Below are 17269 nucleotides of genomic sequence, written 5' to 3'. Positions count from 1 at the left end.
AACTCTGACTATAAGATACCAATATACAACCACATTTATACAACTATCGGTCAGCGATGATTAACTTAAAATTAGCCATAATGAAAATTTTTCCAAAAAGGATTAATGTAAAACATGTTATAATAGTAAGCATGCAGGAATATCAAATCAAAAGAGGATTTAAAACAGGCTTAATGCAGAGAATGACAGACGGCCTTGAGAAATATTTTGAAGAAAAACCTGAAGAAAAAAATGGTCATTACATAATCAGTTTTGGTTCCTTTAAAAATCTTGATGCCTCACTTAACGAGAAAGGGAATCTCCTCATAATTGATACCGAATCAGACAGTGAAATTTATGATAAATACCCGGAAGATGAAGCAGACAAAATTGTAATGGACACAAATTCAAGATATAGAAAATACCTTGAATATGTTACCGGATATAATACAAAAGAGAGAAAAAAGAAGGCAGCAGACAAAGTAAAAAATAATAAATAAATATTTTTTCTGTGACTTAAGTAATATTATTTTAGAACAGAACTTTTTCAAATTTTATAATTTATTCTTAAAAACTCGATTTCAGATTAAAATTAAAAATATATTTGTTTTGTTTATTCTATTACAATTGCCGGCTTGAAAGGTAAGGCCATCTTTGCTTTTGGATGAGCATTGCCCTCTGCAGAAACAATTGTTACAGGAAGTCCTAATTCACGCTCAATGAAATCTTTTGCGGACTCAAATACAGAGGTTTCATCAATACCCAATCCGGATATCCTGCTGACAAGTTCCGGCGGGAGACGGTGGATGAGATTTGTAATCTGCTTTGCAGCATCAGTGGCTTCCTTACCACGTTTTTTCATCTCTTCATCCTTCATAATGACTGACATAACCTTCTTCTTGTCTTGCGCAGTAGCAATTGTGTTAAACACATTGTACTTCCATGCAGGAGATACAAACAGAGTTATTCCGGAAGGCTCAATCTGAATCAGTTTTAAAATTGATTCCACATCTTCGACTGTCCTTGTTAAAAGCTCCTCCGCAAGTTCAACAGGAATGTTGATCTTCTTCTCATCCGGCACAGGCCACTCTGAAAAGGCAACATCTCCAATCTCCCCTGTCTCCTCCCATAGTTTCTGAGATGTAAATGGAATAAAGGGAGCCAGCAGACGAATCCATGCCCCGCTTATCTCATTTAATGCTGAAGAAACACGGACATTTTCCGGAAGACGACGGCGGTACCATTTCAGGTCAGATTCAATTCCAAAGTAAGCCTCCTGAAGAGCCTGCCTTGTCTGGAAAGAGTTCATTGCACCTGTGGCATTTGCTATTCTTTCCTGCATACGTGACAATAGCCAGGTATCAATAGGATAGCTGCCTTTTGCATCAATTCCTTCATGGATAGTATTCCAGAAACGTTCTATCTGCTTCTTTGTTGATGAGACAAGTTCACGTCTCCAGTCAAAGTCCTGCCATGGCTCAGCACTTCCAACGAGGAACATACGTACTGTGTCAGCCCCTACATCATTGATCGCATCTTCCAAAAGAATTACATTACCTTTTGATGATGACATCTTTGCGCCTTCCAAAAGACCCATTCCAAAGACAACCATCCCCTTTGGCTGAAGTTCTTCAGGGAATAGAGCCTTGTGATGGAACAACTGGAATGTCAGGTGATTTGATATGAGATCTTTTGCCGAGAACCTGAAATCGTACGGATACCAGTAAAGGAATTCTGATCTTAAATCTTCAACTTCCTCTTTAGAAAGCGGCAGTTCTTCAGGCGAGCCCTTACCAAGGAATATATAATCAAAAACCTCCGGAGTCAGTTTCTCTGCGTCTATTTTCACAAGCTTGTGTGCAATTGTGTAAAAAGACATATAAATTGTTGAATCCGAAAGTGGTTCCACAAGCCAGTTTTTATCCCAGGGAAGATGAGTACCAAGACCAATTCTTCTTGTGCATGCCCAGTCCTTTAGCCAGTCAACTGTTCTGTCAAATTCGGCACGGACTTCAGGAGGAACGAGGTTGAGCTTATCGATCTGATCATGAACCTGCTGTTTCCACTCAGGATCACTATATTGAAGGAACCACTGGTCTTTTAAAATTCTTACAAAGACACGGCTGCCACAGCGGCAGACAATATCCCTTGTATCAAAGTCATACATGACAAGGGAGCCGTGCTGTTCAAGCATAATTGCAGAGAACTCCTCACGTGCAATCTTTACAGGCTTACCGCCGTATTGTGGAAGCATACGTCCGCTTGAAAATTCAGCACTGTATATCTCCTGCGTGAGTGTTTCCATCCCGGGATCATTCTGATCTTTAATTCCGGACTTTTCAACAGCATCCTGTGCAGGGAACTGCCCGTAACCTGAAACATTAATCAAAGATACAAGCTTTATTTCTGTGTATTTGCCGGTTTCCTGAAGATCACGAAGTGCAATATAATCAAATGGCGCATGAGCAGGAACACTCATAACAATTCCTGTTGCCATATCAGGATCAACAAATGTTGCGGGTAATATTGGAACTTCTCCACAGAAAGGATGCGAAACTGTCTGATCAATTAACTCAGTTCCCGGTAATTCTCCGTCATAAACAACTTCATGATCCTGAAGTGATATTTTAGCTGCAGCTTCCGGAGAGAGAATCCATTTCTGGCCATCAACACGTACCTTTTTGTATGTCACATCAGGGTTTACCCACAGATTTGTAACACCATATGTTGTTTCAGGACGGAGTGTAGCACAGGGCACTTTGTATTCGTTCCAGTTAAACATTACAAGAACATACTTTACAATCTCTGCTTTCTCCCCTTCCAGAAGATCATGGTCACCAACAGGATTGTCACACTGCGGGCAGTATTTTACAGGATGTGCCCCGCGTATGACATGATTCTGCTCCATCAGGTGAAGATACTGCCACTCAATGAATTTGCTGTACTGAGGATAGACTGTTGTAAATCTGCGTCTCCAGTCAATTGAGAGACCACATGAGCGCATAATACGTTCATATTCACCGCTGAAATACCTTACAATCTGGTCAGGTTCAATAAAGGTATCAAGGACATCCTGAGGTACACGGTATAGATCACGATAAAGTTTTATTGTCTTCTCATCGCCGTTTGCAATTCTCTTTGAAATGCCAATTACCGGAGAACCTGTAACATGAAAAGCCATAGGGAAGAGAACATGTTTTCCCCTCATCCTCCAGTAGCGTGCAATAACATCAGGAACAATATAGGTTCTTCCATGTCCCACATGCATTGCCCCGCTTGGATACGGATAAGCAACATTCAGATAAAATTTTTCAGCTTCACCGGGATCTGCTTCAAAACTATGTGTCCATGCTTCACGGTATTCGGTTTCGTATTCTTTCATATCAAATGTACTCAAATTTGATCACTTCCGTAAACTGATAAATTTTCAAAAAAAAATAAATGAATTATACTGGTCTGAGTCTGATTTCTTCCCCGTCATTACAACGTCGGATCATTTCCATTGCTATGCTATTATTCTTTGACATGTGTATCTCACCCTGATCATTCACTGTAGCAGTGAAAAGATACTCCTTTCCGCCAAAGACATCAACAATTTTACCACGGTATTCGCGGGCAAAAATTGAGAGATATTTCTTGTCCACTTTTATCTCTATACCATTACCGCCGGACTTTGGAGGCACCTCCGGTTCGGGAATTTCCTTCTCCTCTTTACTTTCAGGTGTAACAGGCAGTTCACTTCTTGGGCGAATATCAATACCGATACTAAGTTTATTGACAATAGAAGCGACATTCTTGCCTCCTTTACCAATTGCTGCAGGAACGTCCTTATCGTCAATAAATACAACAGCCTTATTCTCGTTTTGCATCCTCACTTCAACAGGTCCGTCAGTAAAACGGCCGATTTCCCTTTGGATTTCTCTCTCAACCAGTTTCAAAGAGATATCTTCCTCAGGAATCTCCTCAACAGGAACTCCTTCTTCTTCGACTTCCTCTTCTGAAACAGGGAATTTAAGAATTATGGTCTCCCCTTCATATTTAAAAATCTCAGACTCTGACTCTCCTTTTTTGTTATTTACAACAGAAATAACAGGTCTTGCGGATATATATTCATCATCTTCAGGCATGCTTTCAGGAACTTTTACCTCAAAGACAAGATCATATATTTTTGAGATTTCTCCGTCTTTTACCAGTATAATTGTGTCAATTATCTGTGGCAGAACTCCAAAATCTGTCCGGGTCAGGAATCTCTGTAAGGCATCATGGGCATCATTTGCATGAACAACTCCAATCATGCCGATACCTGCAAGACGCATGTCTGCAAAGACATTGAAATCTATGTTCTTTCTGAGTTCATCAAAGATTACAAAGTCAGGGCGCATCAAAAGCATGACTTCGGCAGTATTTTCCATACTGCCCTCAAGTGCAGAATATTGTGTTATATGATCCGGAACCTGGATGTCTCTTGGAGCCTCCATGGTTTTAACGGAATATTCCTGACCTGAGAGAAACATTGCTATGCTCTGTGCAAGAGTGGTTTTTCCAACACCCGGAACACCTGCAATAATAATACCTCTCCTCTCGTCAAGAAGTCTCTTCTTAACCACGCCTGAGAGATTATAGTCTTCAAGTGATCTGTCAACAATCGGCCTTACTGCAGTTATTTCCATACCGTCTGAAAATGGTCTTCTTGCAATGGATATTCTCATTGAACCAATCTGAACAATTGTAATTCCACGCTTTTCAAGTTCTATAAAACCATCAGAATCACGTTTTGCGCGTTCCAGAATCTCCTGTGCAATATTTCTCAGTTCATATTCGGATATAAGATCATCACTGAGATTGACAATTCTGCTCTCTTTGAGTGTTCCCTTCTTTGCAACGGGTCTGGCGCGTTCTTTCAAAAATACAGCCAGAGTATTTTCATCGAAATAATTGTCTATCGTAAGTGGAGAGAACTCCTCTATCTGCGGCCTTAGATATAATACATCAAGACCCTTTGCTTTTGCAACTTCAGACTGAACAATATCGCTTGTAATAAATTTTGCATCTTCATATTCAAGCGCTACATTTCTGATAAGGGCATCAATTTCTCCGCCGCTTGCAAGTTTCACCTGGTCAAGGCTTGGCCTTTCACCAACATATTTTAGTTCTATTATTTCGTCTTCTGCAAGCTTTGATAATTCCTGAAGTTCTTTTAAACCGCTAAAACCTATTTCACGTCCCTGGTTAGCTTGTGCTTCAAGTTCTGCTATTACGGCCTCTGGAACAATTATTGTGGCCCCTTTATATTCACCCGACTCCTGTATCATCGAGGTGATGCGTCCATCTATTACGACGCTTGTATCAGGTACTAGTCTCATTAAAAAACCTCCCTTTTAACTGATGTATCTAATACCTAATTAGCATATACCTTATCGGGATCAAAAACTTTCTCACCAACTATTTCACCATCAATCGTACGATAAAAACAACTGTCATATCCCGTGTGACATGCACCTATGGTCTGATTCACCAGATAGACCAGCGCATCCTCATCACAATCAACAAGTACGCTTAATACCTCCTGGACATGTCCGCTGTCTTCCCCTTTTTTCCAAATTTTTTTACGGCTTCTGGAATAGTAATGAGCGAATCCCGTTTTTTTTGTCATTTCTACCGCTTCATTATCCGCATACGCCAGCATCAGTATTTTTTTTGTCTTATAATCCTGTGCAATTACAGGTACAAGCCCGTCAGAATCAAAATTTATCCTCATATTAAAATAACCCAAGTGTTCTCATAACCACATATACTATATCTCCAAACAGTATTGCCGTGATAAAACCTGCCGCAATAGGAATAATGAAAGGAACACCGTATGATATCCACACATGCCCTGCACGACGGTACATTTCAATCTCAACTTTATACTCTTCAGGATCTTTCTTCAAATCTTTCGTATACATCCTTCTTTTGCCGGAAATCATCCTCTTTATTGCATCTGCAAAACTTATGTAATGTCTTTTTAATTCTCCTTCAGAGTCCTCAAAGTCTTCCATGATAAACCCAAAGTATTCAGTTATTCTTTTTCCATCGACAGGGTAGCCAACAAACATGTACCTAAGCGGAGCATAGTTCTTTTTCATAATGTTGAATACAAGCAGGCCGATCGGTGTTGCCAGATTCAGCACTACCGCATTTACCAGAACTGTTAGCGGCAGGAAAGGTAGCACAGGATAACTCCATAAAGGCTCAACCGGAAAAAGAGGAACAAATGCCGTAATAAAGATCAGTGCCCATGCATCAGCACCTCCAAAAAGATGCAGATATGCAGACGAAAAGTAAAACATGCTGCAAAATACAACAACCATTAAAATATACCCAAAAGCAAATCTAAGGTCACTAACAATTAAAAGCGAATATGCCCAGACAGAAATGGGAACACATATTGCAATCATGGGATACCATGTACGAAAAGGAACACGCCTCTCTTTTACGTCACGATATGATGCATAAAGCAAAGTCACAGTTATTACAATGGATGAAATAACAAGTGGTTCTATCATAAATGATAAAGATTGTATCCACCACTTTTTATGTGTGGCGATGATTATTCGCCGAAGGTCAGATAATAGATATCTTAAAATGTAATGCTTTATTAAAAACCTATAATACCAGAATATCTGATATTTCAAAACAAATTCCAAAAATTCATAAAATTAAAGCATTATTTAATTTTTTAATTGTATAAAAACAAACCCAAATTATTTGTAATTTTAGGAGGGAATAACCCAATTATGCAGATAGCAGCACTTTTCAGGGAGGTCATTGAAAATTCAGAATATCTTGGCGAATATAGTTACAGTGATTTGTTAAGCCATACATCCAATGAAAAAATAAATGGTCTGGGAACATCGGAAATCAACTCAAAGAGCATAATTCTTGTATTTGTAAACGGTGAACCGGAAGGAGCAGCCCAGATTGATGAACATGGCATGCTCTATGGGGATAAGGCAATATATATTCTTGATAAATCATCAGATTTCAGATTATTCAAAACCGGTAAAGAACTTGCAGATTCAATATCTTCGAGGTGCAGAATATTCGATAAAAGCCATTTAAAAACAGACAATTTTTCCAGTGAACTGCACGACCTTGTAAGCTTTAGTACCAGGCCGGCAAAATTAAAATTAATTATTAATAAAGATAGCCAGCCTGCCGGCGGACTAAAAGTTATCATGGCAAAGGACCTTCGCCCGGTAAAACATGATACAACATCCTCTGACGGAGCAGTATGGTTTGTGCTTCAGGGAGGAGAATACACAATAATTGTAATTGAAAAAGACAGAACAGAACACAGGTTTTCAATAAAACTTGAAGGGAAAGACAGCGTTAGTAAAATAAATATTTGAGGTGTTGATTTAGGTGAAGGATAAAATAAATGATAAAAATGGCATTTCCAGCATCTTTAAAAAAATCAAAAGAAAGGAAGGAGAAGGATCAGACAATGGAAGTATAATATCCAAAGATCTGACTTCAACTGATTTTGCAGATATAATTGCTCCAAAAAAAGATCAGTCTGAAAATAATTCAACCGATCTCAGCGAGCTTATCAAAAAAATTCAATCTCAAAAAACAGGACCACAGTACATATCAGAAAGACAAAATCTGAATGGTTCAGCAGAAGTTTTAGATAATAAAACACCCCCTGCTGAAAAAAATGAAGAGCAGGAACCTTCCAAAGTGCAAAATAATATAGATATTACAAATAACCCTGAAATAATTGAAAAGGATGAAAAAAAACCTTCTTTTGAACTTAAGCAAATACTTGATAAAATTGAAAAAGCTGAAAAATCAGGGATAGAAATAACAGAAGAACCAAAAGAAGCAGAAAACGTTGCTTCTGAAGAAATCAAAGACTTTTCTAAAAATATTCCTGAAGAAATTAATGAAGTAGTAGCCGAACCCCTGTCCACGGTTCCGGAATCAAAACCGGTATCTGAAACCTTTGAAGAATCTGAAAATGCTCATAATATCGATTTTGAAGATTCTGGAGAACCGGAAGTAAAAGAAGGACAGCCGGATTATTCAGTTTTAGAAGAAGATCAAATAAGTAAGATCCGTCAGGAAAAATATCCTGAAGAAGAGTATGATAAAGATGAAAATGATTTCCAGAGTGAAGATCCTTTAGAAAAAGATGACACAGCAGAAACAAATGTCATTGAGGAGTTAATAATCAGGGAAAAATATACTCCTAAAAAGACTCAGTGGTCAAAAGCAGCATCTCAAACTTCAGAAATAACCGAGAAAGATGCCGGTGTTGTATCAGTAGAAAACATAGTCAGTGATTATTCAGACCTCATTCTTCCCGAAGGCGCAACATTTGAAATCGAGGAATTCAGACTAAAAACAAAGGACAAGAAACCTTTCCATGAAGATCATGAAGAAACACTCTCTAAAATAGACCTGATATACTCAGAAAAGTTCCCTTCTACAACATTTGATGAAATAAAGACTATTGAAGAGGAAAAAACTTTAAGGGGAAAATTTTCAAAGCAGACATTTTCAGATCTTTTCAAACCAAAAAAATGGAAATACGAGGAATATGATTTAAAAATCCATGGTCCACTTGTTGATCTGACATTAAGTGAACCTGAAGGGGTTGATGAAGTTGAATTATATCCGGTAAACGAGCCATACGCATATATAAGAATTCTCTATGACAAAAACACAAATGAATATTTGTACAAGTCAATTGAACCGGTTTTAACAGATGCAGAAAATGATTTCCTTAGTGAAATTGAACAGCGACTCTTTGAGACACTTGATGTAAATACCAAAGCAATATCTAAAAAAGACGCCGAGGATATATTAAAAGAGTCTGTCCTTGAAATTATTGATGATTACGGAATAAAATTTGATCCTGCCGAAAGAGAGAAGATTTTATATCACATTCACAAAAAATTCCTTGGAGACGGACTTATTGATCCAATAATGCATGACAAATTTATTGAAGATATTTCATGTGACGGATTAAATACACCAATATTTGTTTATCATTCAAACTATGAGTCGATGGGCACAAATCTAATCTACAAAAAAAGTGAGGAACTGGACTCATTTGTTACAAAACTCGCCCAGAGATCAGGAAAATATATCTCAATAGCAGAGCCGATGCTTGATGCCACAATGGTGGACGGTTCACGTATACAGATGACTCTCGGAACTGAAGTCACGGCACACGGATCTACCTTTACAATAAGAAAGTTCAAAGATGAACCGATTACTCCGACAGACCTTATTGAATGGGGAACATTTTCACCATTATCAATAGCATATATCTGGCTCGCAGTAGAGAGCAGCAAATCATGCATTTTTGCAGGTGGAACGGCATCTGGAAAAACAACTTCATTAAATGCCATATCGCTCTTCATACCTCCGTTGGCAAAAATTGTCACCCTTGAAGATACAAGAGAGCTCAAACTCCCGCATCAAAACTGGATTCCAAGTGTTACAAGGGAATCATTCGATGCAGACGGCAAGGGTTCAATTGATATGTACGAGCTTTTGCGTGCCGCACTTCGACAAAGACCTGAATATATTCTTGTAGGAGAAGTCAGAGGCCATGAGGCCCTTACATTATTCCAGGCAATGAGTACAGGTCATGTAACATATGCTACAATGCACGCAGATTCGGTCGCAAGTGCAGTTCATCGTCTTGAAAATCCACCCCTTAATGTTCCAAGAAATATGCTCAATTCCCTTGACCTTGTAAGCGTTCAGGTACAGGCAAGAATAGGTGGGCAGAGAATCAGGAGAAACAAGCAGTTAATTGAAATCCTCGATATTGACCCAAGGACTAATGAGTTAATAACAAACGAAGTTTTCAAGTGGCACGCTGCAACAGATGAAATCCGCTATTCAGGTAAATCATACATTCTTGAAGAGATCATGGAAGAAAAAGGATGGGATGAAAAGCGCATGATTGAAGAATTAAAGAGACGTCAGGAGATTCTGGAATGGATGAGACTTAAAAAACTCAGAAACTACAAAGATGTCGGAAAAGTCCTGATGTCATATTATCGTGATCCTGAGGCAGTGATGAATATGGTAAGGGCTGATATCTATGAATAGTTATGAAAGATTCTGTTTCAATATTCTGGGCAAAAGAGCGAAGAATAAAAGGGACAATTATCACAGCCTGAGAAATGATATGCTCAGGGCCAGGATGAAAACTCCCTTTGAAGCCTATATTGCAACAGCTTATGTAAGCTCATTCCTTGTCGGAATAATGATGGCAATAATTATCGGGCTTTTTACATATATTCTGAAACTTCCGGAAATGGTTGTATACAGGGGCAATCTTCCCGACATCGTCTTTGAACTGAGCAAACACAGCCTGATTATTGGAACAATTGCAGTTGTTTTACTTTCTCTAATTATTTTCGGGGGTATCACATATGCAGGATTTTTAATCTATCCAAGTATTCTTGCAGGAGAAAGAAAAAGAAATATTGACGTTACACTGCCTTATGCAATAAATTACATAACAGCAATGTCAACTGCAGGAATTACACCTGCCGAGGTCTTCAAACTTTTGGGAGAAAGCGAAATCTACGGAGAAAGTGCTGTAGAGGCACGCTATATCACGAGAGAAGTGGAAATATTTGGAAAAGATCTCCTCGATGCTCTCAGAATTGCCGGTCAGTATACTCCAAGTGACAGAATGCGTGATTTTTTGCAGGGCGCAGTTGCAAGCATTTCCAGTGGAAGCAACCTTACCGAATATTTCAGAAATAAATCCGAACAATATGCAAGAGAAAACAGACTTCAGCAAAAGACATTTTTAGAGACGCTTGGACTTATCTCAGAATCTTATGTAACAGCACTTGTTGCAGGAACACTTTTCCTCATAATCCTTCAGTCGATAATGTCTTCAATAAGCGGCTCTTCAAATCCGATTTTTTTGTATGCCGTAATATATGGCATAGTTCCTCTTGGAAGTATAATGTTTGTAATACTCATTGATTCAATGACCCCGGAGGTCTGAGGACATGAAATTATTTGGAAAAAAAGAGATCATTCCCTTAGAAGAAATAAATGAAGAGGAAAATCATCAACAGGAAATTCTTGATAAAATAGAATCCAGGAAAAAAGCAAATGAAGGATTTAACAGAATCCTGACTCATCCAGTTGAAGTTCTTACTGAAGAACCAATAAATATTCTGCTCCTGTCGGTTCCAGTTGCTTTATTCATATTCTTAGCAGGAATAGTTGCAACAGTAAGCCAGTATGGTCTGATGTCACTTCTTACATCGACATTCATTGACGATCTGTTCTTCTTTACAATTCTGATTTCACTGACTCCGCTTGCAATACTGGATACGAAAGAAGCCATGCGTGTCAGAAATATAGAAGTCGCCCTTCCAAACTTTTTCAGGGATGTGGCAGGTATGAATCAAAGTGGAATGACTCTCCCAAATGCTATCAACACAGTTTCAAACGGAGACTACGGAAGACTCACACCGCATATAATAAAACTAAACAATGAGATGTCCTGGAACATTCCCTTTGTAAATGCAATTTACCGTTTCGGAGAGAGTCTTGGAACACCTCTTGCAAGAAGAAGCGTTGATCTTATTGCAAAGGCCAGCATGGCCGGAGGAGATGTAAGTGAGGTTCTTCGTGCCGCTGCAAATGATTCCTATGAATTTGTAAACCTTGCAGATGAACGGAGAAATAATATGATGATCTACGTGGTCATTGTTTTGGTATCATTCCTGGTATTCCTTTTTGTCATCGCAATTATGACAGGAACATTCCTTGCCACAATGGCAGATGCAGGAGCGGCAGTTGCAGCTTCAGGAAGTGATGCAGCAGCAAGCGGTGCTTTTGGAAGTGCCATAGATATGGACCTTTACAGAAGGATATTTTCCCACGCCGCAATGATACAGGGATTTTTCTCTGGTCTTGTGGCAGGTCAGATGGGAGAAGGCAGAGCAATTGGAGGACTAAAATACTCACTCATAATGCTTACAATCGCCTGGGTCTCTTTCAGATTTTTTATCTGAAAAATTCTTTTAAATTACAAAAAATCAATTTTTTAATACAATCGGTTAACAAAAAGTCATCATTAACCGTGATAAATATGATAAAGACGATTATTAGAAATATTTTGAAAAAAATGATTTTGGAAAGGATTAACTTATGTTGTCAAGTTTATAACCCTTGTCCATCAAGAGTTTTTTCACTCTTTCACGATGATTTCCCTGTAACTCAATAGAATTACCCTTAATAGTTCCCCCACATGCAAGTTTCCCTTTCAGGAACTTTTGAAGTTCTTCAAGATCTATATCGTAGGGATCAAGGCCATCTATTACAGTCACTTCTTTGCCGTAACGTCGTCTGTTTATCTTGACACTAATCTGTTGCTGTTCCTTTGCTACTTCTTCACAAATACACAGTTCTTTTGGCAGTCCGCATTTTGGACAAATACCACCAGTCATTACCATGTACCTTTAAAGTCTGGTTATATATTTGTTAGCATAGAAAAGAGCATTCACATAGAATGTGACCGGTTACCAGTAATAGTAAAACAGTTCAAAGGAAAAAGGACCAGGGCAGAAAATCAATGACGCGCAAAACAGGTCTATAAAAAAACAATTATCAAAAGATGCACCGCAAAAACTGAATTTATGTATATTCAGTTATAATTAATTTATATCAATTATGTCTTTGATGATCCTGGGCACTGCCTCTAATGTTGGAAAAAGTACTATTGTAGCTGCAATTTGTCGTTCCATCGCAAAAAAGGGAATGGACATAGCACCATTCAAATCACAGAATATGAGTCTGAACTCATATGTAACAAATGATGGTTCAGAGATAGGAATAGCACAGGCTACGCAGGCTTTTGCTGCGATGAAAATGCCAGTTGCGGAAATGAATCCTGTATTATTAAAGCCAAAAGGTGACAGAACATCACAGATAATACTTCTTGGCAAACCGTACAGAGATGTTTATATTGGTGAGTATTACAAAGAGACAGACTATCTTCTGGAAATTGCTCATGAATCATATCAGAAACTAAAATCCGAATATGGCAATGTTGTTGTAGAAGGAGCAGGAGGAGCCGCTGAAGTCAACCTATATAAAAGGGATATTGCAAACATTCTGCTTGCTAAAAAACTAAATCTGCCAATAATAATTGTAGGAGACATTGAAAGAGGTGGAATCTTTGCACAAATCATTGGAACATACAATCTCTTGCCTGATGATGTCAGAAAAAATGTAATCGGATTTATAATAAATAAATTCAGGGGAGATCCCACATTATTTGATGAAGGGATAAAAATTATTGAAGAAAAAACAAATCTTCCGGTCATAGGCCTGATACCTTATGTAAACCTCCCACTTCCAAGCGAAGACTCACTTTCATTACAGGACAAAAAGGCAATTAATTCTCCGGTAAAAATTGCAGTGATTCGCCTTCCAAGAATTTCAAACTTCAGTGACTTTGAGATGCTGGAAAACTATGCATCAGTAGATTACATCTCACCGGAAAAAGACCTGACAACATATGACTGCATAATAATTCCGGGCACAAAAAATACTGTTGAGGATCTCATTTACCTGAGAGAATATGGATTTGATAGAAAAATAAAACTCGCACGCCTGAATAAAACTGTAATTATCGGAATATGCGGCGGATATCAGATTCTCGGTGAAAATATTAGGGATGAAGGTATAGAATCAGATAAATTAATGGAATACAAGGGTCTTGGTCTGCTGAATATTACAACAATTTTTGACAGTTACGCAAAGACAACAGTACAGATAAAAAGAACTGCAAATCCGATCGGACCAATATTGTCAGGCATTTCCAATGTAAGCGGTTATGAGATTCATATGGGAAGGACAATTCATGACGGAGAAAAAGAGGCTTTTTCAGGCGAGGGCTCGGTCTCAGATGATGGCCTTGTAATAGGAACGTATATGCACGGACTTTTCAGGAATAAAAACGTATCAGAGTCGCTTTTGAAATACCTGTACTCACAAAAAAATATTGACTTTGCAGGAATCAGGGATGAAGATACTGATTATGAAAATGCTTACGAATCACTATCGCTGCATTTTGAAAATAATGTAAATATGGATTATATTCTAAATCATTTTTCATGAATATGAAAAGTTTTAGTGCCTGAAACATTAGTTTCATTCAACTTTTTAATAATATCCTGTTAATCCTCAGCTGATTACATTCATCATGCTTCTGAATCCCTCGCCCCTCAGGTCATCACATTCAACTGATTCAACTTTTAAGAGATCAACTTCCTCTGTAGTACGGCACATAGTACAAAATGCTCTTGCAGGAGACTTTATCCATCTAGCCCCCACAAGAAAGGAAACGGAGTGAACACAAAAACGGCATTTATAAATGTCCTCTTTTTTTGAACTTAGACACTGCACTTTTCCTTTCTCGACCTTTAGCCTTCGATATTCTCTGTCAGTCATATTCCTCTACAAAGTATCCCTTCTTTGACAGAACGGAAATCATCTGCTCCTTTTGCTCTTCTTCGTCATTACAGGACAATGATTTTATCTCACTCTCCCATATGGATTTCAGGTCATTATCATCGGAGATCAAATTAAAACTGCCTTTAACACGACCAACAGAATTTTTGTCCCGATCAAATATTCTGTACGAACAACATTTAAAATTCCGACAAAATCCAGGGATAGAATCATGTACTGCACAGTAGTAGTTACCCTCTTCATCAGCATCAATTAAAAACGGACACCACTCAACAGGAGTAGAGCGATCAAAAGGATCAAATGAATTCCTGTGCTTCCGGTCTACCGTTGCATAAAAGGTTTCTTTTGATATCTCATGGCGTGCAGCATATTTCCCGGAACCCATCTGACCTGTAATCTTTACATATCTGCCCATACCCATGCAGCATCTTCCACAAAGAGTACACAAAAACTCAGCCATATATATCTCTCAGAGAGAGAACGAATTAAATTTGCCATATGGAACATTTATCAATTTCATCAAAACATTCATTTCAAAACTGCTTCACATTTTATTTTCAAAGACAATACCCTTTAATCGACTGCCTTATAAGAGAATAATTACTACATTTCAATATAATGAAGGTCTGTATCATGTGCGGAGGGGAAGGTACGCGTCTTCGCCCCCTTACATTTGAGCGTCCAAAACCATGCATTCCGATAGTAAATATTCCATCAATACAGCATCTTGTATCACATCTCTCAAATCTGGGATTTAATGATATAATCATTACAATAGGATACAAGGGCGATGATATACAGAATGCACTTGGTGACGGCTCACTTCTCGGTGTAAATATCACTTATGTCAGGGAAGAAGAGAAACTTGGAACAGCAGGGAGCGTAAAAAACGCTGAGCAATATTTAAAAGAATCACCTTTCCTTGTAGTAGGCGGAGACCATATAACAGATATCGATCTTTTGTCATTTTACCGCGAACACACAAAAGGCGAAAGTATGGTTTCAATCGGACTCATCAGCATTGATGATCCCTGCGAATATGGCATTGCCGAAATTGATGTAAATTACCACATCAAAAGATTCAGGGAAAAACCATCCCCTGGTGAAATATTTTCAAATCTTGCAAGTACCGGCATATATGTCTGTAATCCGGAGATTTTCGAATATATTCCAAAAGGAGATAAATTTGATTTTGCAAAAGATCTTTTTCCTATGTTAATGGAAAAAGGCATAATTCTCAAAGGCTGGCTTGCAAGAGGAAACTGGACAGATGTAGGAAGCCCCCAGTCCCTGAGGCAGGCAGAACACTGGAAACTTCAGGATATTCATTACACAAATATCAGCGGCAACGTAACTGTAAAAGATGCACAGGTATTAGGTCCTGTTCAGCTTGGGGATTCAATAACTATCGGAGAAAATTCAAGGGTCATAGGGCCGGTCTCCATCGGTTCCGGAACAGTTATCGGTGAAAATGTCCTGATAGGGCCTTACACAAGCATAGGAAAACACTGCTCTATAGAACATGATTCAAAAATATTTTCATCCTCAATATACAACCACGTTGACATAGGAGCATCAACAACAATAAGCGGAAGTATAATTGACAATGATGCAAAAATTGGAGTTTTCTGCAATGTTGAAAATGATACGGTAATCGGGCCGCGAACAGTTCTGAATAACAGAACGGTTGTTCATTCAGGAACAAGGATCTGGCCCGAAGTTAGAATTGAAGAAGGGAAGATAGTCAAAGAATATGTTCTGAATGATGATTTTGAAACAGCACATTCAGGCTCATAAATTATTATATTAAGAATATTTTTAAAATTTTAATTGTGCCTGACAAGACGGTGTGTGAGGGCAACCAGAGGATGCCTTGCATAATCAAGCACCTGAACATCATCAAGTGTTCTTAATTTCATCTGTCTTGCCGTTTTTTCAAGTCCAAGTTCGACATCCTCTTCAATATCTATAACATAGGCATCGAGCTCTTTTAAGCCAAGGCGTTTTGCCGCAACAGCCCTGTGATGACCATCAACAAGGATTAATTTACCAGGGCGTCTTACAACAATTATCGGTTCAGCAAGACCTTTTTTTATTTCATATATTCTGCCCTCAAGCTCATCCTCATAGATCTTTGACTGTGTCGGAAGAAGATTGTTTACAGGTATTATTTCCCTTTCAAGCTTTGGATCCACATCATGAAGCATCTTGAGAGTTTCAATGAATTTGAACACTTTTTCAGGTGAAACATGCTCAATCTGTGATCTTATTACATCAGCATTTGATATAATGCCGATTAAATTTCCGTCATCATCAACAACCGGCAGTTTTTGAATACCGGATCTGAAAATAACACGGGCTGCATCATTAATACTCATCTCAGGATCCGCAACAATAAGGTGGCGGGACATTATCCTCTCTATAGGAGTTGAAGGATAAACAAATAAAAGATCACGCGCAGAAATATATCCAACCACCTTTTTGCCGTCTACTACCGGAAAACCATCATGTTTGGTAAGCCTTATTGCCTCTATAACATCCTTTGCGGTACCCTTGACATCAATGGTAATCACGTCATAGGTCATATAATTTCTGACCTTCTTTTTATCCATTAATCCAGAATAATTGTTTTAATAGAATTTGAAAGGATCGGTAATGAACAATAACAGATATATTTTTTAAAATGATGGGAGACCGGATATCAGGTCTTTTTTATACACTCACCATCATTATATTAGGATATCCAATACTCCAAAAAATTTCGCATCTAAAT

At 38.3% G+C, this 17269-nt stretch carries 15 protein-coding genes; 7 read left to right on the top strand and 8 right to left on the bottom strand.

Translation table 11 applies throughout. The features are described from left to right. The first annotated feature begins 80 nt into the window (after nt 1–80). On the top strand, nt 81–479 hold the full coding sequence (locus tag F1737_RS03330; protein WP_317137365.1) for a DUF5611 family protein: 399 nt from the start codon (nt 81–83) through the stop codon (nt 477–479). 113 nt (nt 480–592) lie between these two features. Here F1737_RS03330 and leuS read toward each other — a convergent pair whose 3' ends face one another. The 4 genes from leuS to F1737_RS03310 form a co-directional block, all read right to left on the bottom strand. Then, nucleotides 593–3361, bottom strand: a complete 2769-nt coding sequence (gene leuS / locus F1737_RS03325) for a leucine--tRNA ligase (RefSeq protein WP_317137861.1) — start codon at nt 3359–3361, stop codon at nt 593–595. Nucleotides 3362–3425: 64 nt separating this feature from the next. After that, nucleotides 3426–5342 carry a PINc/VapC family ATPase gene (locus F1737_RS03320; RefSeq protein WP_317137364.1) on the bottom strand — a complete coding sequence of 639 codons (1917 nt, stop codon included), beginning with the start codon at nt 5340–5342 and terminating at the stop codon, nt 3426–3428. 35 nt (nt 5343–5377) lie between these two features. Continuing rightward, on the bottom strand, nt 5378–5737 hold the full coding sequence (hisI, locus tag F1737_RS03315) for a phosphoribosyl-AMP cyclohydrolase (RefSeq protein ID WP_317137363.1): 360 nt from the start codon (nt 5735–5737) through the stop codon (nt 5378–5380). A gap of 1 nt (nt 5738) precedes the next feature. Continuing rightward, nucleotides 5739–6527, bottom strand: coding sequence for an A24 family peptidase C-terminal domain-containing protein (locus tag F1737_RS03310; protein WP_317137362.1), 789 nt, complete (start codon nt 6525–6527; stop codon nt 5739–5741). 231 nt (nt 6528–6758) lie between these two features. Here F1737_RS03310 and F1737_RS03305 point away from each other — a divergent pair, with 231 nt between their 5' ends. From F1737_RS03305 to F1737_RS03290, 4 genes are read left to right on the top strand one after another with little or no spacing between them, the layout of a single operon-like run. Beyond that, nucleotides 6759–7373, top strand: coding sequence for a hypothetical protein (locus tag F1737_RS03305; RefSeq protein WP_317137361.1), 615 nt, complete (start codon nt 6759–6761; stop codon nt 7371–7373). A gap of 13 nt (nt 7374–7386) precedes the next feature. Continuing rightward, the gene (locus tag F1737_RS03300) at nt 7387–10095 is read left to right on the top strand and encodes a type II/IV secretion system ATPase subunit (protein WP_317137360.1); all 2709 of its coding nucleotides are present in this window, start codon (nt 7387–7389) and stop codon (nt 10093–10095) included. Continuing rightward, entirely contained in the window at nt 10088–11011 is a 924-nt protein-coding gene (locus tag F1737_RS03295) for a type II secretion system F family protein (protein WP_317137359.1), read from the top strand. Before F1737_RS03300 ends, F1737_RS03295 begins: the two co-directional genes overlap by 8 nt. Before the next feature lie 4 nt (nt 11012–11015). After that, on the top strand, nt 11016–12032 hold the full coding sequence (locus F1737_RS03290) for a type II secretion system F family protein (protein WP_317137358.1): 1017 nt from the start codon (nt 11016–11018) through the stop codon (nt 12030–12032). 129 nt (nt 12033–12161) lie between these two features. Here the strand turns inward: F1737_RS03290 and yciH are convergent, their stop codons facing one another. Further along, nucleotides 12162–12467, bottom strand: coding sequence for a stress response translation initiation inhibitor YciH (gene yciH, locus F1737_RS03285; RefSeq protein ID WP_317137357.1), 306 nt, complete (start codon nt 12465–12467; stop codon nt 12162–12164). 223 nt (nt 12468–12690) lie between these two features. Here yciH and F1737_RS03280 point away from each other — a divergent pair, with 223 nt between their 5' ends. Beyond that, on the top strand, nt 12691–14142 hold the full coding sequence (locus tag F1737_RS03280) for a cobyric acid synthase (RefSeq protein WP_317137356.1): 1452 nt from the start codon (nt 12691–12693) through the stop codon (nt 14140–14142). A 66-nt stretch (nt 14143–14208) separates the two neighbouring features. Here the strand turns inward: F1737_RS03280 and F1737_RS03275 are convergent, their stop codons facing one another. Both F1737_RS03275 and F1737_RS03270 read right to left on the bottom strand, forming a co-directional pair. After that, complete coding sequence (locus tag F1737_RS03275) at nt 14209–14475, bottom strand: hypothetical protein (RefSeq protein ID WP_317137355.1); 267 nt, start codon at nt 14473–14475, stop codon at nt 14209–14211. Continuing rightward, complete coding sequence (locus F1737_RS03270; RefSeq protein WP_317137354.1) at nt 14468–14956, bottom strand: hypothetical protein; 489 nt, start codon at nt 14954–14956, stop codon at nt 14468–14470. Before F1737_RS03270 ends, F1737_RS03275 begins: the two co-directional genes overlap by 8 nt. 158 nt (nt 14957–15114) lie before the next feature. Between F1737_RS03270 and F1737_RS03265 the strand changes: the two genes are divergently transcribed. Then, nucleotides 15115–16293, top strand: coding sequence for an NDP-sugar synthase (locus F1737_RS03265; protein ID WP_317137353.1), 1179 nt, complete (start codon nt 15115–15117; stop codon nt 16291–16293). Between the two features lie 29 nt (nt 16294–16322). Here F1737_RS03265 and F1737_RS03260 read toward each other — a convergent pair whose 3' ends face one another. After that, on the bottom strand, nt 16323–17108 hold the full coding sequence (locus F1737_RS03260) for a CBS domain-containing ParB/RepB/Spo0J family partition protein (RefSeq protein WP_317137352.1): 786 nt from the start codon (nt 17106–17108) through the stop codon (nt 16323–16325). Nucleotides 17109–17269: the final 161 nt, after the last annotated feature.

The sequence above is a fragment of the Methanoplanus sp. FWC-SCC4 genome (assembly GCF_032878975.1).
GTDB lineage: Archaea > Halobacteriota > Methanomicrobia > Methanomicrobiales > Methanomicrobiaceae > Methanochimaera > Methanochimaera problematica.
The sequence above is the reverse complement of the archived record's forward strand: the minus strand, read 5'-3'. Positions and strand labels throughout refer to the sequence as shown.

What these genes read in the sequence shown, in the direction of transcription:
- F1737_RS03330 (WP_317137365.1), top strand. Translation starts at nt 81, where the DNA reads ATGAAAATTTTTCCAAAAAGGATTAATGTAAAACATGTTATAATAGTA.
- leuS (WP_317137861.1), bottom strand. Translation starts at nt 3,361, where the DNA reads ATGAAAGAATACGAAACCGAATACCGTGAAGCATGGACACATAGTTTT.
- F1737_RS03320 (WP_317137364.1), bottom strand. Translation starts at nt 5,342, where the DNA reads ATGAGACTAGTACCTGATACAAGCGTCGTAATAGATGGACGCATCACC.
- hisI (WP_317137363.1), bottom strand. Translation starts at nt 5,737, where the DNA reads ATGAGGATAAATTTTGATTCTGACGGGCTTGTACCTGTAATTGCACAG.
- F1737_RS03310 (WP_317137362.1), bottom strand. Translation starts at nt 6,527, where the DNA reads ATGATAGAACCACTTGTTATTTCATCCATTGTAATAACTGTGACTTTG.
- F1737_RS03305 (WP_317137361.1), top strand. Translation starts at nt 6,759, where the DNA reads ATGCAGATAGCAGCACTTTTCAGGGAGGTCATTGAAAATTCAGAATAT.
- F1737_RS03295 (WP_317137359.1), top strand. Translation starts at nt 10,088, where the DNA reads ATGAATAGTTATGAAAGATTCTGTTTCAATATTCTGGGCAAAAGAGCG.
- F1737_RS03290 (WP_317137358.1), top strand. Translation starts at nt 11,016, where the DNA reads ATGAAATTATTTGGAAAAAAAGAGATCATTCCCTTAGAAGAAATAAAT.
- yciH (WP_317137357.1), bottom strand. Translation starts at nt 12,467, where the DNA reads ATGACTGGTGGTATTTGTCCAAAATGCGGACTGCCAAAAGAACTGTGT.
- F1737_RS03280 (WP_317137356.1), top strand. Translation starts at nt 12,691, where the DNA reads ATGTCTTTGATGATCCTGGGCACTGCCTCTAATGTTGGAAAAAGTACT.
- F1737_RS03275 (WP_317137355.1), bottom strand. Translation starts at nt 14,475, where the DNA reads ATGACTGACAGAGAATATCGAAGGCTAAAGGTCGAGAAAGGAAAAGTG.
- F1737_RS03270 (WP_317137354.1), bottom strand. Translation starts at nt 14,956, where the DNA reads ATGGCTGAGTTTTTGTGTACTCTTTGTGGAAGATGCTGCATGGGTATG.
- F1737_RS03265 (WP_317137353.1), top strand. Translation starts at nt 15,115, where the DNA reads ATGAAGGTCTGTATCATGTGCGGAGGGGAAGGTACGCGTCTTCGCCCC.
- F1737_RS03260 (WP_317137352.1), bottom strand. Translation starts at nt 17,108, where the DNA reads ATGGATAAAAAGAAGGTCAGAAATTATATGACCTATGACGTGATTACC.